The organism is Rhodococcus sp. X156 (assembly GCF_004006015.1).
In the GTDB taxonomy this organism is placed as follows: domain Bacteria; phylum Actinomycetota; class Actinomycetes; order Mycobacteriales; family Mycobacteriaceae; genus X156.
Window position 1 is genome coordinate 2,570,859 of sequence record NZ_CP034766.1, and the last position, 24,701, is coordinate 2,595,559.

Annotated in this window: 21 protein-coding genes; 9 read left to right on the forward strand and 12 right to left on the reverse strand. The window is 74.4% G+C overall.

Features of this window, described 5'->3' with window-relative positions:
• Nucleotides 1–152: 152 nt before the first annotated feature.
• On the forward strand, nt 153–737 hold the full coding sequence (locus ELX43_RS12155; RefSeq protein WP_127783655.1) for a PPA1309 family protein: 585 nt from the start codon (nt 153–155) through the stop codon (nt 735–737).
• 5 nt (nt 738–742) lie between these two features.
• Here the strand turns inward: ELX43_RS12155 and ELX43_RS12160 are convergent, their stop codons facing one another.
• Nucleotides 743–1,768, reverse strand: coding sequence for a PDZ domain-containing protein (locus ELX43_RS12160; RefSeq protein ID WP_206518012.1), 1,026 nt, complete (start codon nt 1,766–1,768; stop codon nt 743–745).
• Nucleotides 1,769–1,912: 144 nt separating this feature from the next.
• Here ELX43_RS12160 and ELX43_RS12165 point away from each other — a divergent pair, with 144 nt between their 5' ends.
• The gene (locus ELX43_RS12165; protein WP_127783656.1) at nt 1,913–3,307 is read left to right on the forward strand and encodes a zinc-dependent metalloprotease; all 1,395 of its coding nucleotides are present in this window, start codon (nt 1,913–1,915) and stop codon (nt 3,305–3,307) included.
• A 12-nt stretch (nt 3,308–3,319) separates the two neighbouring features.
• Here the strand turns inward: ELX43_RS12165 and ELX43_RS12170 are convergent, their stop codons facing one another.
• On the reverse strand, nt 3,320–3,973 hold the full coding sequence (locus tag ELX43_RS12170; RefSeq protein ID WP_241248932.1) for a YgjP-like metallopeptidase domain-containing protein: 654 nt from the start codon (nt 3,971–3,973) through the stop codon (nt 3,320–3,322).
• A 164-nt stretch (nt 3,974–4,137) separates the two neighbouring features.
• Here ELX43_RS12170 and ELX43_RS17650 point away from each other — a divergent pair, with 164 nt between their 5' ends.
• From ELX43_RS17650 to ELX43_RS12185, 4 genes are all read left to right on the forward strand, one after another.
• Nucleotides 4,138–4,287, forward strand: coding sequence for a DUF5679 domain-containing protein (locus tag ELX43_RS17650; RefSeq protein ID WP_164860650.1), 150 nt, complete (start codon nt 4,138–4,140; stop codon nt 4,285–4,287).
• A 5-nt stretch (nt 4,288–4,292) separates the two neighbouring features.
• A complete protein-coding gene (locus ELX43_RS12175; protein ID WP_127783657.1) occupies nt 4,293–5,813 on the forward strand; it encodes a cellulase family glycosylhydrolase in 1,521 nt (506 codons plus the stop codon).
• Nucleotides 5,814–5,876: 63 nt separating this feature from the next.
• Nucleotides 5,877–6,761 (forward strand): TOMM precursor leader peptide-binding protein, encoded by an 885-nt coding sequence (locus tag ELX43_RS12180; RefSeq protein ID WP_127783658.1) that lies wholly within the window; start codon nt 5,877–5,879, stop codon nt 6,759–6,761.
• 55 nt (nt 6,762–6,816) lie between these two features.
• Nucleotides 6,817–8,130, forward strand: a complete 1,314-nt coding sequence (locus ELX43_RS12185; RefSeq protein ID WP_164860651.1) for an AarF/UbiB family protein — start codon at nt 6,817–6,819, stop codon at nt 8,128–8,130.
• A gap of 7 nt (nt 8,131–8,137) precedes the next feature.
• Here ELX43_RS12185 and ELX43_RS12190 read toward each other — a convergent pair whose 3' ends face one another.
• From ELX43_RS12190 to ELX43_RS12200, 3 genes are all read right to left on the reverse strand, one after another.
• Nucleotides 8,138–8,344, reverse strand: coding sequence for a hypothetical protein (locus ELX43_RS12190; RefSeq protein WP_127783660.1), 207 nt, complete (start codon nt 8,342–8,344; stop codon nt 8,138–8,140).
• A complete protein-coding gene (locus ELX43_RS12195) occupies nt 8,341–8,625 on the reverse strand; it encodes a WhiB family transcriptional regulator (protein ID WP_127784870.1) in 285 nt (94 codons plus the stop codon). The genes ELX43_RS12190 and ELX43_RS12195 overlap by 4 nt, the downstream gene beginning before the upstream one ends.
• A 487-nt stretch (nt 8,626–9,112) precedes the next feature.
• A complete protein-coding gene (locus ELX43_RS12200; RefSeq protein ID WP_127783661.1) occupies nt 9,113–11,284 on the reverse strand; it encodes an ATP-dependent DNA helicase UvrD2 in 2,172 nt (723 codons plus the stop codon).
• 167 nt (nt 11,285–11,451) lie between these two features.
• Here ELX43_RS12200 and ELX43_RS12205 point away from each other — a divergent pair, with 167 nt between their 5' ends.
• Nucleotides 11,452–11,694 (forward strand): mycoredoxin, encoded by a 243-nt coding sequence (locus ELX43_RS12205; RefSeq protein ID WP_127783662.1) that lies wholly within the window; start codon nt 11,452–11,454, stop codon nt 11,692–11,694.
• Between the two features lie 64 nt (nt 11,695–11,758).
• Here ELX43_RS12205 and nudC read toward each other — a convergent pair whose 3' ends face one another.
• Genes nudC through ELX43_RS12230 form a run of 5 tightly spaced genes read right to left on the reverse strand, consistent with a single transcriptional unit; the run spans nt 11,759 to nt 16,896 of the window.
• Nucleotides 11,759–12,745, reverse strand: a complete 987-nt coding sequence (nudC, locus tag ELX43_RS12210; protein ID WP_127783663.1) for an NAD(+) diphosphatase — start codon at nt 12,743–12,745, stop codon at nt 11,759–11,761.
• Nucleotides 12,742–14,118, reverse strand: coding sequence for a pitrilysin family protein (locus ELX43_RS12215; protein ID WP_127783664.1), 1,377 nt, complete (start codon nt 14,116–14,118; stop codon nt 12,742–12,744). The genes nudC and ELX43_RS12215 overlap by 4 nt, the downstream gene beginning before the upstream one ends.
• Nucleotides 14,115–15,401: a pitrilysin family protein gene (locus ELX43_RS12220; RefSeq protein WP_127783665.1), complete on the reverse strand. Its 1,287-nt coding sequence runs from the start codon at nt 15,399–15,401 to the stop codon at nt 14,115–14,117. Before ELX43_RS12220 ends, ELX43_RS12215 begins: the two co-directional genes overlap by 4 nt.
• A gap of 9 nt (nt 15,402–15,410) precedes the next feature.
• Entirely contained in the window at nt 15,411–15,872 is a 462-nt protein-coding gene (locus tag ELX43_RS12225) for a hypothetical protein (RefSeq protein WP_127783666.1), read from the reverse strand.
• Entirely contained in the window at nt 15,862–16,896 is a 1,035-nt protein-coding gene (locus ELX43_RS12230) for a potassium channel protein (protein WP_127783667.1), read from the reverse strand. Before ELX43_RS12230 ends, ELX43_RS12225 begins: the two co-directional genes overlap by 11 nt.
• Before the next feature lie 159 nt (nt 16,897–17,055).
• Here ELX43_RS12230 and mihF point away from each other — a divergent pair, with 159 nt between their 5' ends.
• Together mihF and ELX43_RS18295 are read left to right on the forward strand one after the other, a co-directional pair.
• Nucleotides 17,056–17,367: an integration host factor, actinobacterial type gene (gene mihF / locus ELX43_RS12235; RefSeq protein ID WP_127783668.1), complete on the forward strand. Its 312-nt coding sequence runs from the start codon at nt 17,056–17,058 to the stop codon at nt 17,365–17,367.
• Nucleotides 17,368–17,730: 363 nt separating this feature from the next.
• Nucleotides 17,731–17,958 (forward strand): hypothetical protein, encoded by a 228-nt coding sequence (locus ELX43_RS18295; protein WP_346773875.1) that lies wholly within the window; start codon nt 17,731–17,733, stop codon nt 17,956–17,958.
• On the opposite strand, the gene ELX43_RS12245 is transcribed toward ELX43_RS18295, so the two are convergent.
• Nucleotides 17,955–21,269, reverse strand: coding sequence for an ATP-dependent DNA helicase (locus ELX43_RS12245; RefSeq protein WP_127783670.1), 3,315 nt, complete (start codon nt 21,267–21,269; stop codon nt 17,955–17,957). The genes ELX43_RS18295 and ELX43_RS12245 overlap by 4 nt on opposite strands.
• Nucleotides 21,266–24,655 carry an ATP-dependent DNA helicase gene (locus ELX43_RS12250; RefSeq protein WP_127783671.1) on the reverse strand — a complete coding sequence of 1,130 codons (3,390 nt, stop codon included), beginning with the start codon at nt 24,653–24,655 and terminating at the stop codon, nt 21,266–21,268. Before ELX43_RS12250 ends, ELX43_RS12245 begins: the two co-directional genes overlap by 4 nt.
• Nucleotides 24,656–24,701 lie beyond the last annotated feature (46 nt).

Consider the following 24,701-nt stretch of genomic DNA (forward strand, 5'->3'; position numbering starts at 1 on the left):
CCGCTTCGCCCTCAGCGCAAGCCCCTGGGCTGCACAGTGCCCGATTTGTCCCCAGCCTCCGGCGGCCCCGGCGCCGGATGCGTCCCCTGCCAGCAGCCGGCCCAGCAGCAGCCCGTGGGACCGCCCCGTGCCGACCCTGGGACCATGGAGCCATGAGCCTGCTGTCACCGTCCGCCCTGTCCACCTGCGTGCGCGAGGTCGTCGCCTTCGTGGACGACGCCGGGTGGGACCAGCCGCCGCAGCTGTTCGCCCTGGTGCCCACCGCCGAGCTCCTGGAGCGCGAGCCTGACCTGGCCGAGGGACTCTCCAGCGACTCCGAGCTGACCCCGGTGGCCCAGGAGCCCCTGCCCGGCGGCACCGAGGGCGGCTCCCCCGAGCTGGACGAGGCGCTCGCCGGGATCACCTGGCCGGATGCCGTCGCCGGCTGCGTGCTGGTGCAGGAGATCCTCATCCTGCCGCCGGAGGCCGAGGCCGAGCTGGACCAGGTGACCGAGCAGACCGCCGACGAGGCCGAGGCCGAGCGGGTGGCCCTGCAGCTGGCCGCCGAGCACCCCGAGCGGCAGGAGGCCCGGCTGGTGGCGGCAGTGCTGCGCGGCGGGGAGTCGCTGTGCCTGCTGCAGCTGCGTCCCGACGCCGCCCAGCTGGCCGCCGACCCCGACGCCGAGCCCGAGCTGCTGGAGCACCCCGAGCTGGCCCCGAACCTGGTGGCCGCCCTGCAGGCGACCCTGGAGGAGTAAGGCGCTCAGCAGCGGGGCGGCTGGCCGCCGGCGTTGACCGTGTTCAGCGCGTCCACCGCGGTGCGCAGGGTGTCCACCTTGATCAGCTCGAGGCCCTCGGGCACCCGCTGCAGCGCCTCGGCGCAGTTGGCCTGGGGCACCAGGAAGGTGGTCGCCCCGGCCTCCTTGGCCTTGATCATCTTGAACGGGATGCCACCGATGGGACCGACCTTGCCGACGCCGTCGATGGTGCCGGTCCCGGCCACGAACTTGCCGCCGTTGAGGGTGCCGGTGGTCAGCTTGTCCACCAGGGCGAGGGCGAACATCAGCCCCGCCGAGGGACCGCCGATGTCGGCGAGGTTGAACTCGATGGTGAAGGGCGCGTCCGGCGTGGTGTCGGGAGTGATCCCGATGTAGCCGCGGTCCTCGTCCTCCGATCCCTGCGCCAGGGTGATGGTGGCCGAGGTCTCCGGGCCGCCGTCGTGGCGGTAGGTGACGCTCACACGCTCGCCTGCCTTGGTGTTCTTCAACGCCTGCAGGGTCTCGTAGGCGGTGCTCACGGGCTTGCCGTTGACCGACAGCAGCTGGTCACCCGCGGCCAGCACCCCGTCCGCCGGTGAGCCCTGGGTCAGCGCGCCCACCGTCACCTTGGTCGGCACCTGCAGGTACAGCAGCGCCGCGGCCTCCGCGTTGTTCTCCGACTCGGCGAAGTCCTGGGCATTCTCCTGCGACACCTGCTCCCGGGTCTTCTCCGGCGGGTAGATCTGGTCGCGCGGCACCAGCGCGTAGCGCCCGCTCACCCACAGCCCGATCGCGCCGAACAGGCTGATGCCGTCGTTGACGGCCACCGTGGTCATGTTCAGGTTGCCCTCGGTGGGCGCGGTCTCCCGGCCCTGCACCTCCACCACCGGCTTGCCGTCCACCTCGCCGAGGGTGTTGAACGTCGGTCCGGGGCCCAGCGCGACGTAGGGCACCTGCACCGCTCCCCCGAACCCGCCCAGCACGACGATGAGCACGAGCCCCACGATGAGGGTGGTTGTCCGACGCGTCACGGGGGTCAGCGTAGAGCCCGGTCCTGGCCGGCCCGCTCCGGCAAGCCCGTCCGGTCCGCGCGCCGGTGTGGTCAGGGGTCGTGTTCGCCCAGAGCGTGCCCCGATGGTGCGGAACCGGCGACTGCTGCCGGGTACCGTTGACCCATGAGTAATCTCCCCTTCGGCTTCTCCGGCTCCGGTGACGACTCGGGCGACGACGACGAGCGCGGCAAGCGATCCTCGGACAACCCCTTCGGCTTCGGTGGCGGCGGCGCGGGTGGCTTCGACCCCGCGGCCCTGGGACAGATGCTGACGCAGTTCGGCCAGATGCTCTCCAACGCCGGCAGCTCCAGCGGCCCGGTCAACTACGACCTCGCCCGCCAGCTCGCCGAGCAGCAGCTGGGCCCGGTCCCCGCGCTCAAGTCCGGTGAGTCCGACGCCGTCCGGGACGCGCTGCGCCTGGCCGAGCTGTGGCTGGACGACGTCACCCCGCTGCCCGCCGGCTTCCGCCAGGGCGCGGCGTGGACGGCCAAGGACTGGCTGAGCAACACCATGCCCACCTGGCAGCGGCTGTGCGACCCGGTGGCCACCAAGATGGCCGGCGCCTGGGTGGAGGGGCTGCCCGACGAGGCCAAGCAGATGCTCGGCCCGATGATGGGCATGATGAGCCAGATGGGCGGGATGGCCTTCGGCTCCCAGCTGGGCCAGGCCCTGGGCCAGCTGTCCAAGGAGGTCCTCAGCTCCACCGACATCGGGCTGCCGCTCGGCCCGGAGGGCACCGCGGCGCTGCTGCCCCAGGCCATCGCCACGTTCACCGAGGGACTGGACCGCCCCGACCACGAGGTGATGGTCTACCTCGCCGCCCGCGAGGCCGCCCACCACCGCCTCTTCGCGCACGTGCCGTGGCTGCGCCAGCGCATGCTCGCCACCGTGGAGGAGTACGCCAACGGCATCACCGTGGACTTCTCCGCGATGGAGGAGATGGCCCGCAACCTCGACCCGGCCACCCTGGGCGACCCGGCCGCGCTGGAGCAGGCGCTGAGCCAGGGCACCTTCGGCCCCACCACCTCCCCCGCGCAGAAGGCCGCGCTGCAGCGGCTGGAGACCCTGCTCGCGCTGGTGGAGGGCTGGGTGGACCACGTGGTGTCCGACGCGGTGCACAACCGGCTGCCCGGCGCCGACGCGCTGCGCGAGACCCTGCGCCGCCGCCGCGCCAGCGGGGGCCCCGCCGAGCAGACCTTCGCCACCCTGGTGGGCCTGGAGCTGCGGCCACGGCGGCTGCGCGAGGCCGCCGAGCTGTGGCGCGTGCTCGCCGAGCGCAGCGACGCCGCCACCCGCGACGCGGTGTGGGCGCACCCTGACCTGCTGCCCAGCTCCGACGACCTGGACGACCCGGTGGCCTTCGCCGAGCGCTTCCTGATGAGCCGCACCTCCGGCTCGGACAACCCCATGGAGGAGCTCGAGCGCACCATGGCACGGGAGAGCGAGGAGGCCGCCCGCAAGGACGAGCCCGGCGAGGACGACGGCGACGCCGGCGACGGGCCGAACCTGCAGAAGTAGGTCCGGCCCCGCTCAGTCCAGCGCGTCGGGCGGCGCCGCAGCCACGTCGTCGTCCGGCTCGCTGTCCTCCGGCTCGCCCCCGCCCGGCTGGCTCCCGCCCTGGTGGCTGGCGGGGGCGTGCTCGGCGGCGGAGAGGCCCTGCAGGTAGCCGATGGCCCGCTCGGTGAGCGGGTACTGGTGCACCAGCGACCAGAAGCGCGGCGTGTGGCCGGACTCCAGCAGGTGCGCCAGCTCGTGCACCAGCACGTAGTCCAGCACCCAGGCCGGGGCGGTGCGCAGCCGCTCGCTCACCCGGATGGACGCATCGGCCGGGGTGCACGACGCCCACCGGGTGCGCATCGCCGGAACCCAGCGCACCACCGCCGGCCGCGCCGTCCCCGCCAGCCACCGCGCGGAGAGCTGCTCCGCGCGGCGCACCAGGTCAGCGTCGGAGCGTCGGGTACCGGTGGCGCGGCGGCGCTCGGAGCGCTCCAGCTTCTCCAGCATGGTGGCCACCCAGCGGGCCTCCTCGGCCTTGCTCAGCCGCGCCGGCACCAGCACCACCACGGTGTCGCCCTCCCGGCGGACGCTGACGGTGCGGCGACGCTTGGCGCTGCGGCGCACCTCCACCTTCGGTGCGGTTGACCCGGCGGCCGGTGCTGGGGAGCTGTGGGGGTCGGCTGGCACGGGTGCCACCGTAGCGAGGTCCCCAGGCAGGACCTCCGGCGCCGCTACGCCGTGCGGAGCCCACGAGTGGTGGGTACCGTCGGTTCCCGCAGCTCAGAGACCCACACTCTCCGAGGTGCGCAGCTACTGACCGTGCAACCCAGGGTCCACGAAGGAGCGCCGCAATGGCCGACACCTACAACGGGTACTGCGTCAAGTGTCGGGAGAAGCGGGACTTCCAGGGCGAGGTCACCGAGACCAACGGTCGTCGCATGGCCAAGGGCACCTGCCCGGTGTGCGGCACCAAGATGAACCGCATCCTCGGCAAAGCCTGACTCCGGTGCGTCGCCCCGGATTGCGCCGATCCGCAGCGACGCTGCTGGCCCTCGGGCTGGCCTCCGCCGCACTGGTGGGTACCGGCACGCCCGCGGACGCGGCACCCGAACCAGGCGCCGCGACGACCCTGCCCGGCCCCGGCCCCTACGGCGCGGCGGGCCGCTGGATCGTGGACGCCGACGGCCGGGTGCTCATCACCAGCGGCGTGAACATGGTGAACAAGCGGGCCCCCTACGCCCCGGACGCGGTGGGCTTCGACGACGCCGACGCCGCCTTCCTCGCCGCCCACGGCTTCGACAGCGTCCGAGTCGGGGTGATCTGGAAGGCCGTGGAGCCCGAGCCCGGCCGCTACGACGACGCCTACCTCGATCGCATCGCCGCCACCGTGGACACCCTGGCCCGGCACGGCGTCACCTCGCTGCTGGACATGCACCAGGACATGTACAACGAGCGCTTCCAGGGTGAGTTCGCCCCCGACTGGGCGGTGCTCGACGACGGGCTGCCCGCCTGGCCGCAGCTGGGCTTTCCCACCAACCAGTTCCTGCAGCCGGCGCTCATCCGCGCCTACGACCACTTCCTGGCCAACGACCCCGGCCCCGGCGGCGTGGGTCTGCAGGACCGCTTCGCCGCGGCGTGGGGGCACGTGGCGGCGCGCTTCGCCGGACGCCCCGGGGTGCTGGGCTACGACGTGCTCAACGAGCCCTGGCCCGGCTCGCAGTGGTTGGGCTGCGTGCTGGCCACCTGCCCCACCTCGGCGGCCGGGCTCACCGCCCTGCACCAGCGGGTGGGGGCGGCCATCCGCGCCCAGGACCCGCACACCCTGGTGTTCACCGAGCCGTTCTCGCTGGCCAGCGCGGGCGCACCGATGGTCACCGGCAACGCCGGGGTGGCCAACCAGGGGCTGTCGTACCACCTGTACTGCCCGGTCACCTTCGTCACCGGTGCCGACGCCGGCTGCGGGTACTTCGACCCCCTGGTGCACGCCAACGCCGACGCGTACTCCCGGGCCACCGGGGCCGCGCTGCTGGTCACCGAGTTCGGCGCCACCAGCAAGCCCGACGTGCTGGCCGGGGTGGTCGACCGGGCGGCGGCGGCGATGGTGGGCTGGCAGTACTGGGCCTACTGCGGCTGCAACGACCCCACCACCGCCGACCTGGCCGAGCAGGGGGTGGTGGAGGACCCCGCCGAGCCACCCACCGGCACCAACGTGCGGGCGGAGAAGCTGGCGCTGCTGTCGGTGCCGCACCCCCGGTCCGTCGCCGGCACGCCGCTGGGCTACTCCTTCGACCGCGCCCGCCACACCCTGTCGCTGCGCTACAGCACCGCCCGCGCCGACGGCGCCGGCACCTTCGCCGCCGGCGCCCGCAGCACGGTGGCCACCCCGGCCGGGCAGTACCCGACCGGCTACCGGGTGAGCGCGGTGGGCGCGCGGGTGGTCTCCGCCCCCAACGCCGCGGTGCTGGAGGTGGCCGCCGAGCCGGGAGCCACCGAGGTGAGTGTCAGCGTCTCCCCCGCCCAGCCCTGACCGCTGTCCACAGCTGCGCGAACCCGGCCCGAGGCGGGGGCTGAGCAGCGCAGAGTGGCCGTCATGACGACCACCGCCATCACCCACAGCGCCATCACCCGTACCGCCCGGCCCGTGCTCGACCTCACCGTGCGGGTGCTCACCCGCCCCGGCGGCCAGGTGCAGCTGGGCTGGGACCCCGAGCGCGCGGTGCTGGTGCAGGCCAGCCGATCGTCCGACGCCCAGCCGCTGGCGGAGCTGCTCAACGGCCTGGACGGCAGCCGCACCGTGGCCGAGCTGGGCGAGGCCGCCGCGCACGCGGGCCTGACCGAGCCCGAGCTGCACCGGCTGCTGGACGAGCTCGACCACGCCGGGATGCTCACTGTCACCGGTCGCCCGAGCGCGGCCAACCCCGTCCCGGTGCACGTGCACGGCCAGGGCCCGCTCAGCGACGCCGTGGCCGACGCGCTCGCGCTGGCCGGGCACCCGCCCAGCCGCTCGACCCGCTGGCCCGGGCTGCCCCGCGGCTGGACCCGCACCGCTGGGGTGGTGGTGCTGGCCGACACCCTGGTGGCCGACCCGTGCCTGGCCGCGGAGCTGGTGCAGGCCCAGGTGGCGCACCTGTCGGTGCGGCTGCGCGACGGGCGCGGCCTGGTGGGACCGCTGGTGCTGCCGGGACGCACCAGCTGCCTGCGGTGCGCCGACCTGCACCGCACCGACCGGGACCAGCACTGGCCCGCCCTGGCAGCACAGCTGCACGGCCAGGCCGGGCACGGCAGCCCGGCCGCGGTGCGGGCCACCGCGGGGGTGGCGCTGGGTCAGCTGGAGCACCTCACCGAGCCGGCCACCGCCGCCACCGGCCCGCCCCCGACGCTCGGCGCCACCATCACCGTGGACGTCCACCGGGCCGAAACCACCCGCCGCGTGTGGCGTCCGCACCCCGATTGCCCTTGTGGCGCACATGAATAAAGACTTGCCGAGCCCGAAGCCCACACGCCGGACGGCAATCGGCGACAATGTGACGGTGTCCGACATCCCTCGTAGCAGCGCTGCCCGCACCGCGAAGCTGGCCAGCTTGCCCATCGGCTTTGCCGGACGAACCGCCGCAGGATGGGGAAAGCGGCTGGCCGGTCGGAGCAGCGAGGACGTCGGCGCCGAGCTGAGCGCCAAGACCGCCGAGCAGCTGTTCGCCGTGCTGGGCGAGCTCAAGGGCGGGGCGATGAAGTTCGGCCAGGCACTCAGCGTCTTCGAGGCCGCGGTGCCCGACGAGATGGCCGGGCCCTACCGGGAGGCGCTGACCAAGCTGCAGGCCAGCGCGCCGCCGATGCCCGCCGCCACCGTGCACAAGGTGCTGGCCGAGCAGCTGGGCACCGGCTGGCGGGAGCGCTTCCAGTCCTTCGACGACGTCGCCGCCGCCGCCGCCAGCATCGGCCAGGTGCACCGCGGGGTGTGGCACGACGGCCGCGAGGTCGCCGTCAAGATCCAGTACCCCGGTGCCGACGTGGCCCTGCGCTCGGACCTGCGCCAGCTGCAGCGCTTCGGCCGGATGTTCCAGTCGGTGATCCCCGGCATGCAGGTGCGGCCGCTCATCGACGAGCTCCGCGAGCGCATGGAGGAGGAGCTCGACTACCGGGCCGAGGCCGACAACCAGCGCGCCTTCGCCGCCGCCTACGACGGCGACCCCGACTTCATGGTGCCCAAGGTGGTGGCCAGCGCCCCCAAGGTGATCGTCTCCGAGTGGGTGGAGGGCACCGGGCTGTCCACCGTCATCGCCGAGGGCACCCCCGAGCAGCGCAACGAGATGGGCCGGCTGCTGGCGCTGTTCCACTTCTCCTCCCCCGCCCGCGCCGGGCTGCTGCACTCCGACCCGCACCCGGGCAACTACCTGCTGCTGCCGGACAACCGGATGGGCGTCATCGACTTCGGCGCGGTGGCCCGCCTGCCCGACGGCCTGCCCGTGACCTTCGGGCGGATGATCCGCCTGGCCATCGACGACAAGCCCGATGAGCTGATGGAGATGCTCCGCGAGGAGCGCTTCGTGCCGCGCAGCGCCGACCTCGACCCCGCCGAGGTGCTCGGCTACCTGCGGCCGTTCGTGGAGCCCATGCAGGAGGAGACGTTCCACTTCACCCGGCGCTGGATGCAGGGCCAGGCCGAGCGGGTGAGCGACGTGCACAGCGACGAGTTCCAGCTGGCCCGCTCGCTCAACCTGCCCCCGCAGTACCTGCTGATCCACCGCGTGACGCTGGGCTCCATCGGCATCCTCTGCCAGCTCGACGCCGAGGCCCCCTTCCGGGCCATCGTGCAGGAGTGGCAGCCCGGCGCCGCTGAGGACTAGCCCCGCGCTAGCCCAGGCGGCCGACCGCGCCCAGCCAGGGCGCCCGGTTGAGCTGGCGCGCCTGCCTGCGCAGCGCCCGGGCCTGCCGGCGCAGCTGCCGCGCCTCCTGCCGCAGCTGGCTCGCCTGGTGGCGCAGCTCCACCAGGTGCAGCGCGTTGTGCTGCTCCGCACGAGTCCGCACGGTGGGGATCTCGGTGCCCGCGACGATGTTCACGACGCCTCTCTCGGCACGGGATGCTTGCGGGGGCGGCCACGGGGCCGCTTGCGGCTGACGACGCAGCCGTGCTGGAGCAGCTCGCCGCCCCAGACGCCCCAGGGCTCGGCCCGGTCGAGCGCGTCGGCCAGGCAGCGCTGCCGCAGTGGGCAGTGCCCGCACAGGGTCTTGGCGTGCTCGACGTCGGTGGGGCTCTCGGCGAACCAGAGGTCGGCGTCGGCGTGGCGGCACGGCAACGGCAGGGTGTCGATCTCCTCCTGTCGGGCCTCCGGCGGCGGCAGGGACCGCTGTCGGCTGCGGGGGCGGGTGGGGGTGCTGACGGGAGACACCTGAGGAGTCCTTCTCTTCAGTGAGCACTAGCCAGTGCTGTCGGGACGGGGCGGCGAGTGGGTGCGGCCGGGGTCGTCACCGAGTGCGGTGCACAAAGAAGACCACGGTCCGCGCGCTGCGGGACCGTGGTCTGGAGGAGCAGGGAGACTGCTAGGAGTCACTCCAGGCGACGGGCGCGCGACGGTTGCGCCGGTTGGCGGACGGTGCGGCGCACGGGAACGCGGCGCCGACGCGTGCCGCTGCCCCACGGGTGCGGGCCATCGTGGTGTTGTCCATCGTCGCCACCTCCCTCGTCCTGCTCATCGCTGCTGGTCGTTCGCGCTGGGTCTTGTCCTGGCGCTGTCTCGTTCTGGTGCTGTCGTGCCGTGGTGCTGCGGAGAAGGCTATGCCAGGGGCGCGCGGGCTCACAACCCATTTATGACCTGCGGTTTTGCCCGGTCAGGCGTCGCTGGTGGAGCGGTCGGCCTTGACCAGGCCCAGCACCTCGGCGCCGAAGCGCTCCAGCTTGGCCGCGCCGATGCCGGGGATGGCCACCAGCGCGGCGTCGGTGGTGGGCTGCTGCTCGGCGATGGCGGTGAGGGTGGCGTCGGTGAACACCACGTAGGCAGGCACCTTCAGCTCTGCCGACCGCTCGCGCCGCCAGTCCTTCAGCGCCTCGAGCAGCTCGTCGTCGAGGTCGGAGGGGCAGTCCTCGCACCGGCCCAGCTTGACCGACAGGGTGCCGGTGAGCACGGCGTTGCACACCCGGCACACCGCGCGCTTGCGGTTGCTGCGCGAGCCCTGCTCGGGACGACTCGGCGTGCGCGCCGCCGGGGAGTCGGCAGGCACCAGGCCCTGCAGGAAGCGGGAGCGGCGCCGGCTCTTGCGCCCACCGGGGTTGCGGGACAGCGCCCAGGACAGGCAGAGCACCTCGCGGGCGCGGGTGACGCCCACGTAGAGCAGCCGCCGCTCCTCCTCCACCGCGGCCTCCTCGGCCGCGCCGCCCTCGCCCAGGGCGTGCTGGATGGGCAGCGTGCCCTCCACCAGGCCCACCAGGAACACCGCGTCCCACTCCAAGCCCTTGGCGGCGTGCAGCGAGGACAGCGTCACGCCCTGCACCACCGGGGGGTGCCGGGACTCCGCGCGGCTGGCCAGCTCGCTGATCAGCCGCGCCAGCCCGGCCCGGGGCTCGTGGGCCACCAGCTCCTCGGCCACCTGCACCAGCGCCAGCAGCGACTCCCACCGGTCGCGGGCGTTGCCACCCGAGGGGGCCTGCGCGGTGAGGCCCACCGGCTCCAGCAGGGCGCGCACCAGGGCGATGAGGTCCACCGGGTCGTCTCCTGCCTCGCCCCCGCCGCCGGCCTGGCCCACCCCGTTCTGCTCGGCCTTGCGCAGCACCTGCACCGCCTGGCGCACCTCGGGCCGCTCGAAGAAGCGGTCACCGCCGCGCACCTGGTACGGGATGCCCAGCTCGGTGAGCGCCTGCTCGTGCACCTCCGACTGGGCGTTGATGCGGTAGAGCACCGCGATCTCCGCGGCCGGGGTGCCTGCCTCGATCAGCTTCTTGATGCGCGCCGCCACCGCGGTGGCCTCGGCGGACTCGTCGTCGTGCTCGGAGAAGTGCGGCTCCACCCCGTTGGGTCGCTGCCCGATCAGCTGCAGCCGGCTGCCGGCCACCCGCCCCTTGGCCGCGCCGATCACCCGGTTGGCCAGCGAGACCACCTGCGGGGTGGAGCGGTAGTCGCGCTCCAGGCGCACCACGGTGGCCTCGGGGAAGCGCCGGGAGAAGTCCAGCAGGTAGCGCGGGGTGGCGCCGGTGAAGGAGTAGATGGTCTGGTTGGCGTCGCCCACCACGGTGAGGTCGTCGCGCTCGCCCAGCCACGCGTCGAGCACGCGCTGCTGCAGCGGGGTGACGTCCTGGTACTCGTCCACCACGAAGCAGCGGTAGCGGTCGCGGAACTCCTCGGCCACCGCGGAGTGCTCCTCCAGGGCGGCGGCGGTGTGCAGCAGCAGGTCGTCGAAGTCCAGCTGTCCGCTGCGGGCCTTGAGCGCCTCGTAGCCGGCGTAGACCGCGGAAACCTGCTCGGCCGAGCCTGGTGGGTCGCGGCGGGCGCGCACGGCCGCGGCCGGGTAGTCCTCCGGCGCGATCAGCGTGGCCTTGGCCCACTCGATCTCCCCGGCCAGGTCGCGCACGTTCTCGGTGCTGGTCTTGGCGCCGACCCGGCTGGCGGCCTGCCCGACCAGGGAGAACTTGCGGTCCAGCAGCTCCCACGGGGTGTCGCCCACCACCTGCGGCCAGAAGTAGCGCAGCTGGCGCAGCGCGGCGGCGTGGAAGGTGCGCGCCTGCACCCCGCCGATGCCCAGCCCGCGCAGGCGGGTGCGCATCTCGCCGGCGGCGCGGGAGGTGAACGTGACGGCCAGCACCTGCCCCGGGGAGGTGTGCCCGTGCTCCACCAGGTGCGCGATGCGGCGGGTGATGGTGCGGGTCTTGCCGGTACCCGCGCCTGCCAGCACGCACACCGGCCCGCGGGGCGCCGCAACGGCCGCCTGCTGCTGCTCGTCCAGGCCGTCCAGCACCGCCGCGACGTCGCTGGGCTGGGCGGAGGTGGCGGGCTGGGCACTGTCTGGCATGCCTGCCATCCTCTCAGCCCGCACCGACACGCACCTCACCCCTCCGGGTGTCCGCCTCGGCGCGCTACCGTGCCCGGGTGAGGTGGCTGAGGCGGTGGCGCAGGCTCCGGTACCGGGCGGCGGTGCGGGCCGGGAAGCAAATGCCGTCTGCCGGTGTTGTTCCGGCCATGGGTGAACTGACGATGTACTCGACCGCGTGGTGCGGCTACTGCCGCCGACTGAAGATGCAGCTGGACGAGGCGGGGGTGGGCTACACCGAGATCGACATCGAGGCCGACCCCGCGGCCGCGGAGTTCGTGGAGGGCGTCAACGGCGGCAACCAGGTGGTGCCCACCGTGGTGTTCCCTGACGGCACTGCCGCGACCAACCCGTCCTTCGCCGAGGTGCAGGCCAAGCTCGCCGCCGCCTGATCCAGCGCAGCCTGACCCTCGCCTCCCGAGAAGCCCGGCGCCTGATCACCAGGCGCCGGGTTTTTCATGCCTCGGCCCAGGACTCCAGCATCCCGCGGGCGATGGACACCGCGCCCGGCAGCAGCAGCGGCAGCTCGGCCGTCGGGGCGCTGGCCCAGTGCCCGGCCGCCAGCGCGGCCTTGATCTCGTCCCGGGTGAACCAGGCGGCCTCGGCGATCTCCCCCTCCCGCGGCACCACCGGCTGCGCGGAGTCGGCCACCGCGGCGAAGCCCAGCATGATCGAGCGCGGGAACGGCCACGGCTGGCTGCCCAGGTAGCGCACGTCGCTGACCGTGGCGCCCACCTCCTCGCACACCTCGCGGCGCACGCACGCCTCCAGCGACTCCCCCGCCTCCACGAACCCGGCGAGCACCGAGAACCGACCCTCGGGCCAGGACGGCTGCCGGCCCAGCAGCACCTGGTCGGCGCCGTCGTGCACCAGGCAGATGACGGCCGGGTCGGTGCGCGGGTACTCCTCGTGCCCGTGCGCCTCGCAGCGGCGCGCCCACCCGGCAGCGTGGGCCAGCATGGTCGCTCCGCACACTGCGCAGAAGCTGGTGCGGGCGTGCCAGCCGAGCAGCGCGGTGGCCGTGGCCAGCATGCTCGCCTCGGTGGGCGCCAGGTCGGCCCCGCCCATCCGCAGGTCCACCGTCTCCACCCGGCCACCACCGGCGGGGGCGGGCAGGTACGGCACTGTCACCGCCCAGACGTCGGTCGCCGCGGCAGCGTCCCCGGCAGCAAGCGCTGATGAGCCGGCCACCACCCGTCCGTCGGTGACCATCCCGCTGCCCAGCAGCACCGCGTCCGCCGGGGGCTGGGCGGCGATCTCGGTGGCGCGACCGAGCTGCAGCGCCCCGTCGTGCACCGCGGCGTGCCCGCGGGGATCCACCCGTAGCAGCGCCGCGCTCTGCCAGCCCGACCGCAGCCGCTCGTCGTCCACCCGCACCAGCTCGTCGCGCACCAGCGTGTCGCGGGCGAGCATCGGCGGCTCGCTCAGCTGGAAGTCGCTCATCGAGCAGCGGGCAGCTCGACCGAGCCCAGCGTGCCGAGGTCGGCGCCGATGGTGGCCACGTCGCACTGCACGATGCCGGTGAAGCGGCCGGGGCCGAACATCCGCGCGGCAGCCGCCCGCACGTCGTCGTTGCTCACCTCGGCCAGGCGCAGCGGGTGGGTGCGCACCCAGTCGGCGTCCACGCCCAGCGGCAGCAGCCGGGCCAGCGTGGAGGCCAGCCCGCTCTGGGTGGACAGCGAGATGGACAGCGCCCCGATGGCGTACTGCCGGGCGGAGGCGATCTCGGCGTCCGTCGGCGGCACGTGCACCACGCGGCCGAGCTCGTAGGTGGTCTCCATCAGCGCGGCGGCAGTGGTCTCCCGCGACGTGTCCAGCGACACCGACAGGATGGCCCCGGCCGAGGAGGTCTCCATGCCCGAGGAGGCGCCGTAGGTGTAGCCCTTGTCCTCGCGGACGTTCTCCATCAGCCGGGAGGAGAAGTAGCCGCCGAAGACCAGGTTGGCCAGCTGCGCGGCCGGGTAGGTCTCGTCCAGCCGGGACACGCCCTGCGTGACCAGCCGGATCTGCGACTGCACCGCGCCCGGGCGGTCCACCAGCAGCACGTCGGCCGGGGCGATGGCCGGCCACGGCGGCAGCACCGCGGCGGTGGCCTCGGAGGTCCAGCCGGCCAGCGCGCTGCGCACCTGCGCCACCGCGTCCTCCGGGTCGAGGTCACCCACCAGCACCAGCAGCGACCCCCGGGGCACCACGGCCTGGGCGTGCAGCTGGCGCACCTGCTCGGCGGTGACCGCGGCGACGTCCTCGGCCTGGGGCACCTCGTTGGCCGACGGGTGATCACCGAAGGCCCGGTGCAGCAGCGCTTCCCGCGCGAGGACGCCGGGCTGGGAGCGGGCGACCTCCAGCCGCTCCACCAGCCGGCTGCGCTCGCCGTCGACCTCGCGGTCGGGGTAGGTGGCGCCGGTGAGCACGTCGGCGAGCACGTCCAGCAGCACCGGCAGCCCCTCGGCCAGCACGGAGCCGTCCACCGCGAGGTGCTCGGGGTCCACACCGGCGGAGAGGTCGGCACCGACGGCGGCCAGCTCGGTGTCCACCTGGTAGCGGTCGCGGCGGTCGGTGCCGGCGAACAGCGCGGCGCTGAGCACCTCGGCCCGCGCCGGGTGGGTGGGCTCGCTGCCGGCGAAGGGCACGCCGAGGCGGATCTCCACCATCGGCACCGAGGTGTTCTGCACGGCGAGCACCCGCAGGCCGTTGTCCAGCACGGTCTCGACCTGCGCGCGCTCGGCGGCGGCGCGCTGCTCGCCCAGCTCGGGCAGCGCGCGGGGACCCAGCGCGGTGGTGGCGATCTGCTCGGCGGTGCGGGCGGGGCTGGTCACTGGTCGGCTCCTGGCTTCACTTCGAGGACGGCGCGCGCGCCGGGGGTCAGTGCCGCGGCGGCGGCGGCCACCTGCTCGGCGGTGACCGCGGCGATCAGGTCGGGCAGCTCGGCGGCCAGCTCGGGGCGGGCGAACAGCAGCTCGGTGGAGCCGAGGTCGAGGGTGCGGGAGACCAGGCGGTCGCGCTCGCGGTGCGCGCCGGCTCGCCAGCGCGCCTGCACCCCGGCCAGCTCGGGCGCCGACGGACCGGTGCGGGCCAGCTCGGCGACCTCGGTGTCCACCGCGTCGAGCACCTGGCGGGTGCTGGCCTCCGGGGCGTGCACCGCGGTGATGACGAACGGGTCGGGGTCGCGGGCGTCCAGCGGGTCACCGAAGAGGCCGCAGCCGGCGGAGATGTCGGCGACCAGGCCGTCGCGCTGCACCAGGGTGCGCTGCAGCCGGGCGGAGTCTCCGTCGGTGAGCACCGCACCCAGCACCACTGCGGCCAGGTAGCCGTCCAGGTCGGTGGCCGGGTCGGGCAGCCGGTAGCCCACGGCCAGGGCGGGCAGCGGAGCGTGGCGGTCCTCGTGCACGGCCCACTCCTCGGCGGTCAGCGCCGGCTCGGCGAAGCTGGGGCGCTGCGGGCGGGGGCGGGCGGGGACGTCGCCGAGGTGCTTGTGCACCAGCTCGGTGGCGCGCTCCACCTCGAAGTCGCCGGCCACGGTGAGCACCGCGTTGGCCGGGGCGTAGTAGGTGTCGAAGAAGGCCGCGCAGTCCTCGACCGTCGCCTCCTCCAGGTGGCTGAAGTCGCCGTAGCCGTTGTGGGCGTTGGGGAAGGTGTCGAACAGCACCGGCGGCAGCAGGATCCAGGGCAGGCCGCCGTAGGGGCGGTTGTGCACGTTGAGCCGGATCTCCTCCTTGACCACCTCCACCTGGTTGGCCAGGTTCTCCGGGGTGATCTTGGGCGCGCGCATGCGGTCGCCCTCCAGGAACAGGGCCCGCTCCAGCGCGGCGGAGGGCAGCACCTGGAAGTAGTCGGTGTAGTCGGGGTGGGTGGAGCCGTTGAACACCCCGCCCGAGCTCTGCACCACCCGGAAGTGCTCCAGCTTGGGCAGGCTCTCGCTGCCCTGGAACATCAGGTGCTCGAAGAGGTGGGCGAAGCCGGTGCGTCCCTCCGGCTCCGAGCGGAACCCGACGTCGTAGTGGACGGAGACCGCCACCACGGGACTGGTCGGGTCGGGTGCGAGCAGAACTCGCAGGCCGTTGTCGAGGGTGAGCCGGTGCACTGCGGGAACGTGAGCCACGCGCCGACCCTATCCCTGCGGCGCCTCGGGGTCTCGGCGGGAGCGGGCCCGCACCGCCGCGGCCGCCAGGCCGCCCGCGAGCAACGCAGCCACCGCCAGGGCGAGCACCGCCGTGGTGGGGCTGGCCTCCCCGGCCCTGGTGCCGGCCAGGGCAACCCGGGCGGGGACGGCGCCGCCCGGGGCCAGGTTCACCAGCACCCGGGTGCCCACCGGGCTGCCGCAGCCGTCGAGGTCCCTGCTCACCGGCCCGCCGGGTCCGGCGACCAGGACGGTGTCCGACCCGCCGCCAGTACAGCTGGCGGTGGCGGTGACCTCGGCGCTGGCGACCACGTCCGCGCCCGGGGGCACCGGGGTGGTGAGCAGCACGACGGCGGCGGTGGCGATGGCGCCCAGTGCGACGGCCAGCAGCAGGTACACGTCGCGGTGGCGCGCCCACGCTGCTGCAGCGGTCGGCCCTGGGCTAGTCGGCATTGCGGATGTAGAGCAGCCGGTCACCGTTCTCGATGGCGTCCACGGCGGGCTCGTCCACCCGGTAGAGGATGTCGTTGCGCACCACGCCGAGCACGATGTCGGACAGGTGCCGCGGTGACCCGCCGACCTCGCGGGGCTCCACGTCGCGCTCGGCGATGGCGAAGCCGGCGTCCGGGGTGAGCAGGTCGGCCATCATCTGCACGATGGTGGGTGCCGTGGTGGCGATGCCCAGCAGCCGTCCGGCGGTCTCCGAGGACACCACCACCTGGTCGGCGCCGGACTGGCGCACCGAGTGCACGTTGTCGGCCTCGCGCACCGCGGCGATGATCTTGGCCTTGGGGGCCAGCTCGCGGGCCGACAGGGTGGCCAGCACCGCGGTGTCGTCGCGGTTGGCCGCGACGATGATGGAGGCGGCGCGCGGGACGTTGGCCAGGCGGAGGATGTCGGAGCGAGTGGCCGAGCCGTGCACCGTCACCACCCCCAGCGCGGTGGCCTCGGACAGCATGGTGGCGTCGGTGTCCACCACCACGATGGAGCTGGGCTCGACCCCGTCACCGAGCAGGGCGGCCACGGCGGAGCGCCCCTTGGTGCCGAAGCCGATGACGACCGTGTGTCCACGCACTTTTTTGCTCCACCTGTTGATCTTGAATGCCTGGCGAGACCGCTCGGTCAGGACTTCCAGCGTCGTCCCGATGAGCACGATCAGGAAGATCACGCGCAGCGGCGTGATCACCAGGCCGTTGATCATCCGAGCGCTCGGAGTGTAGGGCGTGATGTCGCCGTAACCGGTGGTGGACAACGTCACGGTGGCGTAGTAGAAGCAGTCGGCGAGCGACAGCGGCGTCTCGGTGACGTCGCGGTAGCCGTTGCGGTCGAGGTAGACCAGACCGACCGTGGCGATCAGCGCGGTGAGCGCGCCGGCGATGCGCAGCAGGATGGCGCGGGTGGGTCCGTAGGTGACTCCCGGAACCGTCACCGCGCTGAGGGCACTCTGCTCCTCGGGCGGCAGGGAGCGTCTTGACATGGTGCCCAGTTTTCACGCACCGGCCCTGATCGGGTTGTTTCGGCCCCTGGACACGCCGAAAACTCGCCATTTTGTGTGTCGCGCAACGATTCGCGCAGGTACTAGTGCATGGTGGAGGCGGAGTTTCAGTCCCCCACACATCTTTGGAGAGCGATACCCATGGCCCTTCCCACCATGACCCCCGAGCAGCGCAGCGAGGCGCTGGCCAAGGCCGCCGCTGCCCGCACCGCCCGCAAGGAGCTGCTGGACCAGGTGAAAGCAGGCAAGCTGAGCCTGGCCGACGTGCTCGCCAAGTCCGACACCGACGAGCTGGTGAAGAAGACCAAGGTGCTCGCCGTGGTCAAGGCCCTGCCCGGCGTCGGCGCGGTGCGGGCCAGCCAGATGCTCGAGCAGGCGCAGATCGTGGACACCCGCCGCGTGGGTGGCCTGGGCGCCCGGCAGCGTGAGGCGCTGATCTCCGCCGCCTCCTGACCTCCTGACCTGCACCGAGAGCGCCCCGCCAGCTGTCTGGCGTGGCGCTCTCGGCGTTGCAGGCGCACCCTGTGATGCGGCACACGCCGGGCACTGCCGCCCGTGCCCGCCACGACGGGGTGGAGGTTTGCGATGAGCAGCGAGACGCAATCGGAAATGTCGCAGAGCAGTGATGGATCCGAGTCCGGGGAAAGCGATCGGGAGCGCGGCGCGGTGATCAGCTCCGCCGCGACGAGTGAGCCGAACACGGCCACTGACTCGGACAAGTCCGGCAATTCGAAGAATGGCGCGTCGTCGTCCGAGGATTCGGGCAGCGACTCCGGCGACGAGTCGGACGGCGAGTCCGGCAGTGCCGAGACCGAGGTGGACCCGGAGACGCTGAAGGACGCCGAGAAGAAGGTGGCCAACCTGCAGGACCGCTACGAGCCGGGGGCGCGACCGACGGTGGTGGTGCCGGGCACCGGCGGGACGGTGGCCGGGACGGCGTTCGCCGACGACGTCGAGGGGTCGGGCTCCTCGGACTCTGAGGAGTCGGACTCCTCGGGCTCGGACGACTCAGGCTCGGACGCCAAGGAGACGGACGCGAGCTAGCTGCCGGCGAGCAGGTGGGCCAGGTCGTCGGCGTCCATCAGGTCGGTCGGCGCCAGCGTCTCGTCGTGGCGGACGTAGTGGAACGCCGCCCGCACCCGCTCCAGCGGCACGTCGGCCAGCTCGGCCCACGCCACCCGGTAGGCCGCCAGCTGCACCTGTAGCGCGTGGCGGCGGGCGGGCTCGGGGACCGCGCCGGTCTTCCAGTCCACCACGGTGAACCCGCCGTCGGCATCGGCGAACACCGCGTCGATCCGCCCGCGCAGCACGGTGCCCGCCAGCACCGTCTCGAAGGGCACCTCCACCTCCACCGGGCGGCGCTGCGCCCAGCTGGAGGCGAGGAAGGCGTCCTGCAGCTGCTGCAGGTCGGCCTCGGGCACGGCGTCGGCGTCGGCGGAGCCGGGCAGGTCCTCCATGTCCAGCAGCCGGGTGGCGCCGTAGCGGCGCTCCACCCAGGCGTGGAACGCGGTGCCTCGGCGGGCCAGCGGGTTGGGCGGGAACGGCAGCGGCCGGCGCAGCCGCTGGGCCAGCGCGTCGGGATCGGCGGCCAGCTCCACCAGCTGGCTGACCGACAGCTGGGTGGGCAGGGCCACGTCGCTCACCGTGGCCTGGCGCCGGTTGCGCTCGGCCAGCAGCGCGTCCACGTCGGCGATCCACCCGTCGGGGTCGTCGCGCTCGGTGGTTCCGTCCGGGTCGTCGCCGGCGGGTGCGGCGCTGGCCTGCTGCTCGGCGACCGGCTGGGCGGCCAGGGCGTCGAGCACCCGTGCGGCCCCGGCCTGCACCGCCCCACGGCGCGCGCCGAGCGGGTCGGCCGGCCACACGGCGCTGCGGACCTGGCTGAGCACCGGGTTCTCCGCGTCCTCCTCCGGGGCAGGTGCCCAGTGCTCGACGGTGCCGACCTCGGCCACCAGGTCGTGCAGCGCGGTGAGGAACTCCGACGGTCCGCGCGGGTCCTTGCCGGTGTTGCCCCACTGGTGCCCGGACACCAGCAGGGTGTGCTCGGTGCGGGTGAGCGCCACGTACAGCAGGCGCCGCTCCTCCTGCAGCCGCCGGGCGTCCACCGCCTTCTCGTGGGCGGCGAAGGTGTCCTCCAGCTCCTTGCGGTCGAAGCAGCGGCTGAGGTCGAGCACCGGCACACCCTCGCCACCGTCCTCCTCGGCGGCGTCGCCGCGCAGGTGGGAGGGCAGCTCGGTGGGGTTGAGCAGCCACGACGACGAGCGCTTGGTGGTGGGAAAGACCTTGTCGCTCAAGTGCGGAACGGCCACCACCTGCCACTCCAGGCCCTTGGCGGCGTGCACCGTGAGCACCTGGACGCGGTCGGGGTCGACCTCCACCTCGCCGGGGGTGAGCCCGTCCTCGGCGTCCTCGGCGGCGGCGAGGTAGCTGAGCAGTCCCTCGATGGTGGCGGTGGGGGTGTTGCTGGCGTAGCCGGTGACCACGTCGGCGAAGGCGTCGAGGTTGGCTCGGCCACCGGCCCCGTGCACCCCCACCTCGATGTCCACCGCGAGCACCCGCTCCACGTCGGCGACCAGCTCGGGCAGCGGCTGGCTCAGCCGCTCGCGCAGGGCGGCCAGCTCGTCGCCGAGCGCCGCGACGCGGGCATAGCCGTGGGTGGAGTAGCGGTGTGCGGGGCCAGGGTCGGCCAGGGCGTCCACCAGCCCGGCGACCTCGGCGTCCTCCACCGGCATCGCCGACTCCAGCACGTGGGTGAGGGTGCTCGGCCCCTCCTCCGCCGGTCCGCCGCCGCGGACGGCCAGCTCGGTGGCGCGGCGCCACAGGGTGAGCAGGTCAGCGGCGCCGATGCGCCAGCGAGCGCCGGTGAGCACCCGCACCGCGGCGCTGCCGGCCAGCGGGTCGGCCAGCAGCCGCAGCACGCTCACCACGTCGCGCACCTCGGGGGTGTCCAGCAGTCCTCCGACGCCGACCACCTCCACCGGCAGCCCCTCAGCGCGCAGCGCGTCGGCCACCCCGGCCATGTCGGCGCGGCGGCGGACCAGCACGGCGGCGGTGGGCACGGGCTCGCCGGCGGCGCGGGCCTCGCGGTAGGTGCGGGCGACGTGCCCGGCCACCCAGCCGAGCTCGGTGGCCACGTCGGGCAGCAGCGCGGCGCGCACGTCGCCGGCGGGCGCACCGGGGCGGGCCCGCAGCTCGGACACGGGCACCCCGGTGGCGCGCAGCTCGGCGGAGATGCCGTTGGCCAGGTACAGCGCCTCGGCGGGGTTGCGCCAGCTGGTGAGCAGCTCGCTGCGCGGGGCGGGGCTGCCGGCCCGGTTGCGCGGGAAGTCGGTGGCGAAGCGGGGCAGGTTGGCCGCCGACGCCCCGCGCCAGCCGTAGATCGACTGGATGGGGTCACCCACCGCGGTGAGCGCCAGCTCTGGGTCGCGCCCGCCCCCGAACAGCGAGGTGAGCAGCACCCGCTGGGCGTGGCCGGTGTCCTGGTACTCGTCCAGCAGCACCGCCCGGAAGCGCTGGCGCTCGGCGGCCCCCACCTCGGGGTGCTCGCGGGCCAGGCGGGCGGCCAGCGACATCTGGCTGCCGAAGTCCAGGGCGGACTCCCGCTGCATGGTCTCGGCGAGCCGCTCCAGCAGGGGCAGCAGGATCAGCCGCTGGTCCTGCGCCTCGAGCACCCGCAGCAGGGGCTTGGTGGGCCCGCCCCGCTGCTTGGGCCCGGGCGGGAGGGTGTGGATGAGCCGGTCGAGCTCGGTGCGGCTGTCCAGCAGCGCCTCCGGCTCCACCAGGTGCTCGGCGAGCTGACCCGCGAGCTCGCGCAGCCGGGCGGTGATGGTGCCGGGCACGGCGGTGGTCTCCAGGTCGTGGCCCCAGGTGCTGACCACGCGGTGTGCCAGCTGCCAGGAGGCAGTCTCGCTGAGCAGCGTGGCGGAGGGCTCCACCGGCAGCCGCAGCCCGTGCTCGGCCAGCAGCCGACCCGCGTAGGCGTGGTAGGTGCTGACCTCGGGCTCGGCGGCGCGGACCCGGGCGGTGAGCTCGCCACTGGGGTCCACCCGCTGCAGCAGGTCGGTGCCGGCCAGGCGGTGCAGCCGGGTGCGGATGCGCGAGGCCAGCTGTTGGGCGGCCTTGCGGGTGAAGGTGAGGCCGAGCACCTGGTCGGGCGGCAGGATCCCGTTGGCCACCAGCCACACCACGCGGGCGGCCATGGTCTCGGTCTTGCCGGCCCCGGCACCGGCCACCACCAGCGCCGGACCGAGCGGCGCGGCGATGACCGTCTCCTGCTCGTCGGTGGGCGGCGGCAGGCCCAGGGCAGCGGTGAGCTCGGCGGGGCCGATGCGCGGCGTGCGGGTGAGCGTGCTGGTCATGACCCACCCACCTGGCGGCCGGAGTCCTGGGCCGGGCAGGAGCCGTTGACCGGGCAGTGCGTGCAGCCGTCGTTGACCACGGCGAGGAACTCCGGTCCCTGGGTGGCGGCGGCCGCGTCGATCACCCGGCCGCGCCACTGGGCCCGGGTCTCGTCGGTGAGCGCGGGCTGGCTGCGCTGGGTGGCGCCCTGCTTGGCGTGCGCCTTGGCCACGTAGACCAGCCGGGCCCCACCGGAGGGCGCGTCCGGGCTGACGTCGGCGACACCGCCCTCGGCCGCGGCGACCTGGTAGGTGGCCAGCTGGGCGTGCTCTGCGGCGGCGTCGGCGGTGACCGGGTTCTTGGAGGTCTTGACGTCCACCACCACCAGGCGGCCCAGGGCGTCACGCTCCAGGCGGTCGATGCGGCCGCGGACGCGGACCTCGAGCTCGGCCGCGTCCTGGTCTGCTTCGGCTGCTGCTTCAGGTTCGTGTGGCGCTTCGGGCTCTGCTGGGCTGCTCTCCGTGCCGGTGCCAGGGCGTCCGCGCAGCAGCACGTCGACGTCCACCTCCACCGCCACCTCGGTGAGGTCGGCGCGGCTGCGCTGCCACCACTGCCGGAAGGTCTCCAGCATCCCGCGGGTGCGCTCCAGCTCCAGTCGCGAGTACCACGGCGCGCCCACGTCCACGGCGGTCCAGGCCCGCTCCAGGGCGGCGTCCACCTCGTCCGGGCTGGCCTTCTCGGCGATGGCCTGCACCAGGGCGTGCACCAGGGTGCCGGTGACCGCCGAGGTGGCGGAGCCGTCCTGGCCGCCGTGGCGCTCCAGCAGCCAGCGCAGCGGGCAGGTGCTGAGCAGGTCCACGGTGGAGGGTGACACCGGGACGGGTCCGTCGCCCGGCTGCCACAGCTGCGCGGCGGTGCTGGTCTCGCCGAGCCCGTACCAGCTGTCCGGGTGGGCCCCGCGCACTCCGGCGGCGGCCAGGCGGGCCAGCTGTGCGGCGGCCCGGTCGCGGCGCTCGACGTCGGCCTCCGGGTCGCACACCACGGCCCGCAGGTCGGCCACCAGCTCACCGAGCACCAGCGCCCGGCCCACCGGCGCCGCCCGCGGGTCGGGCTCGTCGGGGTCCACCGAGTCGGCGTCCAGGCCGGACACCTCGTCCACGAACCGGGAGGCCAGCAGGTCGGTGTCGCCGGCGGCGCTGTTCACCGCGGTGACCAGCAGGGTGTGCGCGGCGCGGCTGCACGCCACCAGGAACAGTCGTCGCTCCTCGGCCAGCAGCGGCGCGGTGCGCGAGAGGGTGTCGAACAGCGCCGGGTCGGTGCCGGCGACGATGTCCACCAGCTGCTCGGTGCCCAGCAGGCTGCCCTTGCTGCGCAGCGCCGGCCACAGCCCCTCCTGCACCCCGGACACCGCCACGGTGTGCCACTGCCGCCCCGCCGCGGAGTGCGCGGTGAGCACGGTGACCGCGTCGGTGGTGCCGGCCGCGGTGAGCGCGTCGGTGCCGCCGGTGGCCAGCTCCTGCTCGCTGAGGTACTCCACGAACCCGGCCACGCTCCCCGCGGGCAGCCGGTCGACGTAGCGGGCGGCGGCGTCGAACAGGGCCACCACCGCGTCGAGGTCACGGTCGGCCTGCGCACCGGCTGCTCCCCCGCGGGCGGCCGCGGCCACCCAGCGGCGCTCCAGGGCACTGGCCTGCCAGGCGGCCCACAACACCTCCTCCACCCCGCGGCCGTCGGTGAGCACGGCACGGGCGGCGGCCAGCACCCGCTGCACCCGGCGCAGCGGCTCGGCCTCGGCGGCGGTGAGCGCGGTGAGGGGGTCGTCGGCACGGTTGCGCGCGGTGGAGTCGGCGGAGGGTGCCAGCAGCAGCTCCCGGATCAGCTCGGCGGAGTCGCGGTGACCGCCGGCGGCCAGCTCCACCCGCCGCAGGCCCCGACGCAGCCGGCGCAGCGACACCGGGTCGGCGCCCCCGAACGGGGAGGTGAGCAGGGCCAGGGCCGCCTCGTCGTCGAAGGTGACCGAGTCGTCGTCGGCGGTGAGGGCGGTGAGGGCCAGCAGCAGCCCCTGCGCCGCCTGCTGCCGGGCCAGGGGCAGGTCGGTGGTGGGCACCTGCACCGGCACCCCGGCGGAGAGCAGCGCCCGGCGCAGCGCGGGCAGGGCACGGGTGGTGGAGCGCACGATGACGGCCATCTCGGCGTAGGGAACGCCGTCCATCAGGTGGGCGCGGCGCAGGGTGTCGGCGACGTGCGCCGCCTCCTGGGCCACGGTGCGCAGCAGCCGCACCTGCACCCGGCCGGCGGGGCCGTCCGTGCGGGCGGCGGGGCCGCGCTGCGGGGCGGCGCCGGGCAGCCGCGAGCTGATCCGGGCCACCACGTCGGCCACCGCGGGGGCGCAGCGGTGGCTGGTGGTGAGCAGCACCCGGTGCCGGGCGGGCAGGTCGGCCAGGAAGGTGGGGTCGGCGCCGCGGAAGCCGTAGATCGCCTGGTCGGTGTCGCCGGCCACCACCACCTCGCGGGCCCCGGCGCCCAGCTGGCGCACCAGCTCGGCGGCGTGCGGGTCGAGGTGCTGGGCGTCGTCCACCAACAGGTGCCGCACCCGGGCGCGCTGGTCGGCCAGCAGCTCCGGATCACCCGCGAAGGCGTCCAGCGCCCCGGAGACCAGGCCCGCGGCGTCCACCGCGGGGGCGCTGGCCTGCGGCGCCTCCATGCCCACCGAGCTGCGCAGCAGCAGCACCTGCTCGTACAGCAGCCCGAAGCGCCCGGCGGCCACCCACTCCTTGCGCTTGTGCGTGCGCCCCAGCTTGACGAGGTCCTCCGGGGCCAGCCCGCGCTCGGCGGCCCGCAGCAACAGGTCGCGCAGCTCGCGGGCGAACCCGGTCATCCCCAGGGCCGGGCGCAGCGAGTCCGGCCAGCCGGGGGCGCCGTCGGCGATCTCCCCGCGCAGCAGCTCCCGGATCACCGCGTCCTGCTCGGCGCCGGTGATGAGGCGGGGCGGGGGGTTGTCGTGTGCGGCCGACTGCAGGCGCAGCACCGCGAAGGCGTAGGAGTGCACGGTGCGCACCAGGGGCTCGCGCACGGTGTGCGCGCCTGCACCGCCCACGCCGGCGGCGGCCAGCCCGGCGGTGACCTGCACCCGGATGTCCCGCGCGGCGCGGCGGGAGGCGGTGAGCACCAGCACCGACTCCGGGTCGACCCCCGGGGTGCGCAGCCGCCGCACCGCCAGGTCGACCAGCAGGGACGTCTTGCCGGTGCCCGGACCACCCAGCACCGAGACCGGCGCCCACGCCGCCCGCGGCGCCGGCAACCCGTCGAGCAGCTGGGCCGCCTCCCCGTCCCAGTGCCGGACGGGGTGCGCCACGGCGGGTGCCCGCACCAGGCGGCTGCGCTGCCGCTCCCCCGTCCTGACCACGCGGCTAGGTAAACACGGACCCCCGACAGCTTCGCCGCCGGGCTGG

Excerpts from the sequence above, each read along its gene's own strand:
- ELX43_RS12200 (WP_127783661.1), bottom strand. The coding sequence starts at position 11,284 with ATGCCAGACAGTGCCCAGCCCGCCACCTCCGCCCAGCCCAGCGACGTC.
- ELX43_RS12205 (WP_127783662.1), top strand. The coding sequence starts at position 11,452 with ATGGGTGAACTGACGATGTACTCGACCGCGTGGTGCGGCTACTGCCGC.
- ELX43_RS12155 (WP_127783655.1), top strand. The coding sequence starts at position 153 with ATGAGCCTGCTGTCACCGTCCGCCCTGTCCACCTGCGTGCGCGAGGTC.
- nudC (WP_127783663.1), bottom strand. The coding sequence starts at position 12,745 with ATGAGCGACTTCCAGCTGAGCGAGCCGCCGATGCTCGCCCGCGACACG.
- mihF (WP_127783668.1), top strand. The coding sequence starts at position 17,056 with ATGGCCCTTCCCACCATGACCCCCGAGCAGCGCAGCGAGGCGCTGGCC.
- ELX43_RS12165 (WP_127783656.1), top strand. The coding sequence starts at position 1,913 with ATGAGTAATCTCCCCTTCGGCTTCTCCGGCTCCGGTGACGACTCGGGC.
- ELX43_RS12225 (WP_127783666.1), bottom strand. The coding sequence starts at position 15,872 with ATGCCGACTAGCCCAGGGCCGACCGCTGCAGCAGCGTGGGCGCGCCAC.
- ELX43_RS12230 (WP_127783667.1), bottom strand. The coding sequence starts at position 16,896 with ATGTCAAGACGCTCCCTGCCGCCCGAGGAGCAGAGTGCCCTCAGCGCG.
- ELX43_RS12180 (WP_127783658.1), top strand. The coding sequence starts at position 5,877 with ATGACGACCACCGCCATCACCCACAGCGCCATCACCCGTACCGCCCGG.
- ELX43_RS12245 (WP_127783670.1), bottom strand. The coding sequence starts at position 21,269 with ATGACCAGCACGCTCACCCGCACGCCGCGCATCGGCCCCGCCGAGCTC.
- ELX43_RS17650 (WP_164860650.1), top strand. The coding sequence starts at position 4,138 with ATGGCCGACACCTACAACGGGTACTGCGTCAAGTGTCGGGAGAAGCGG.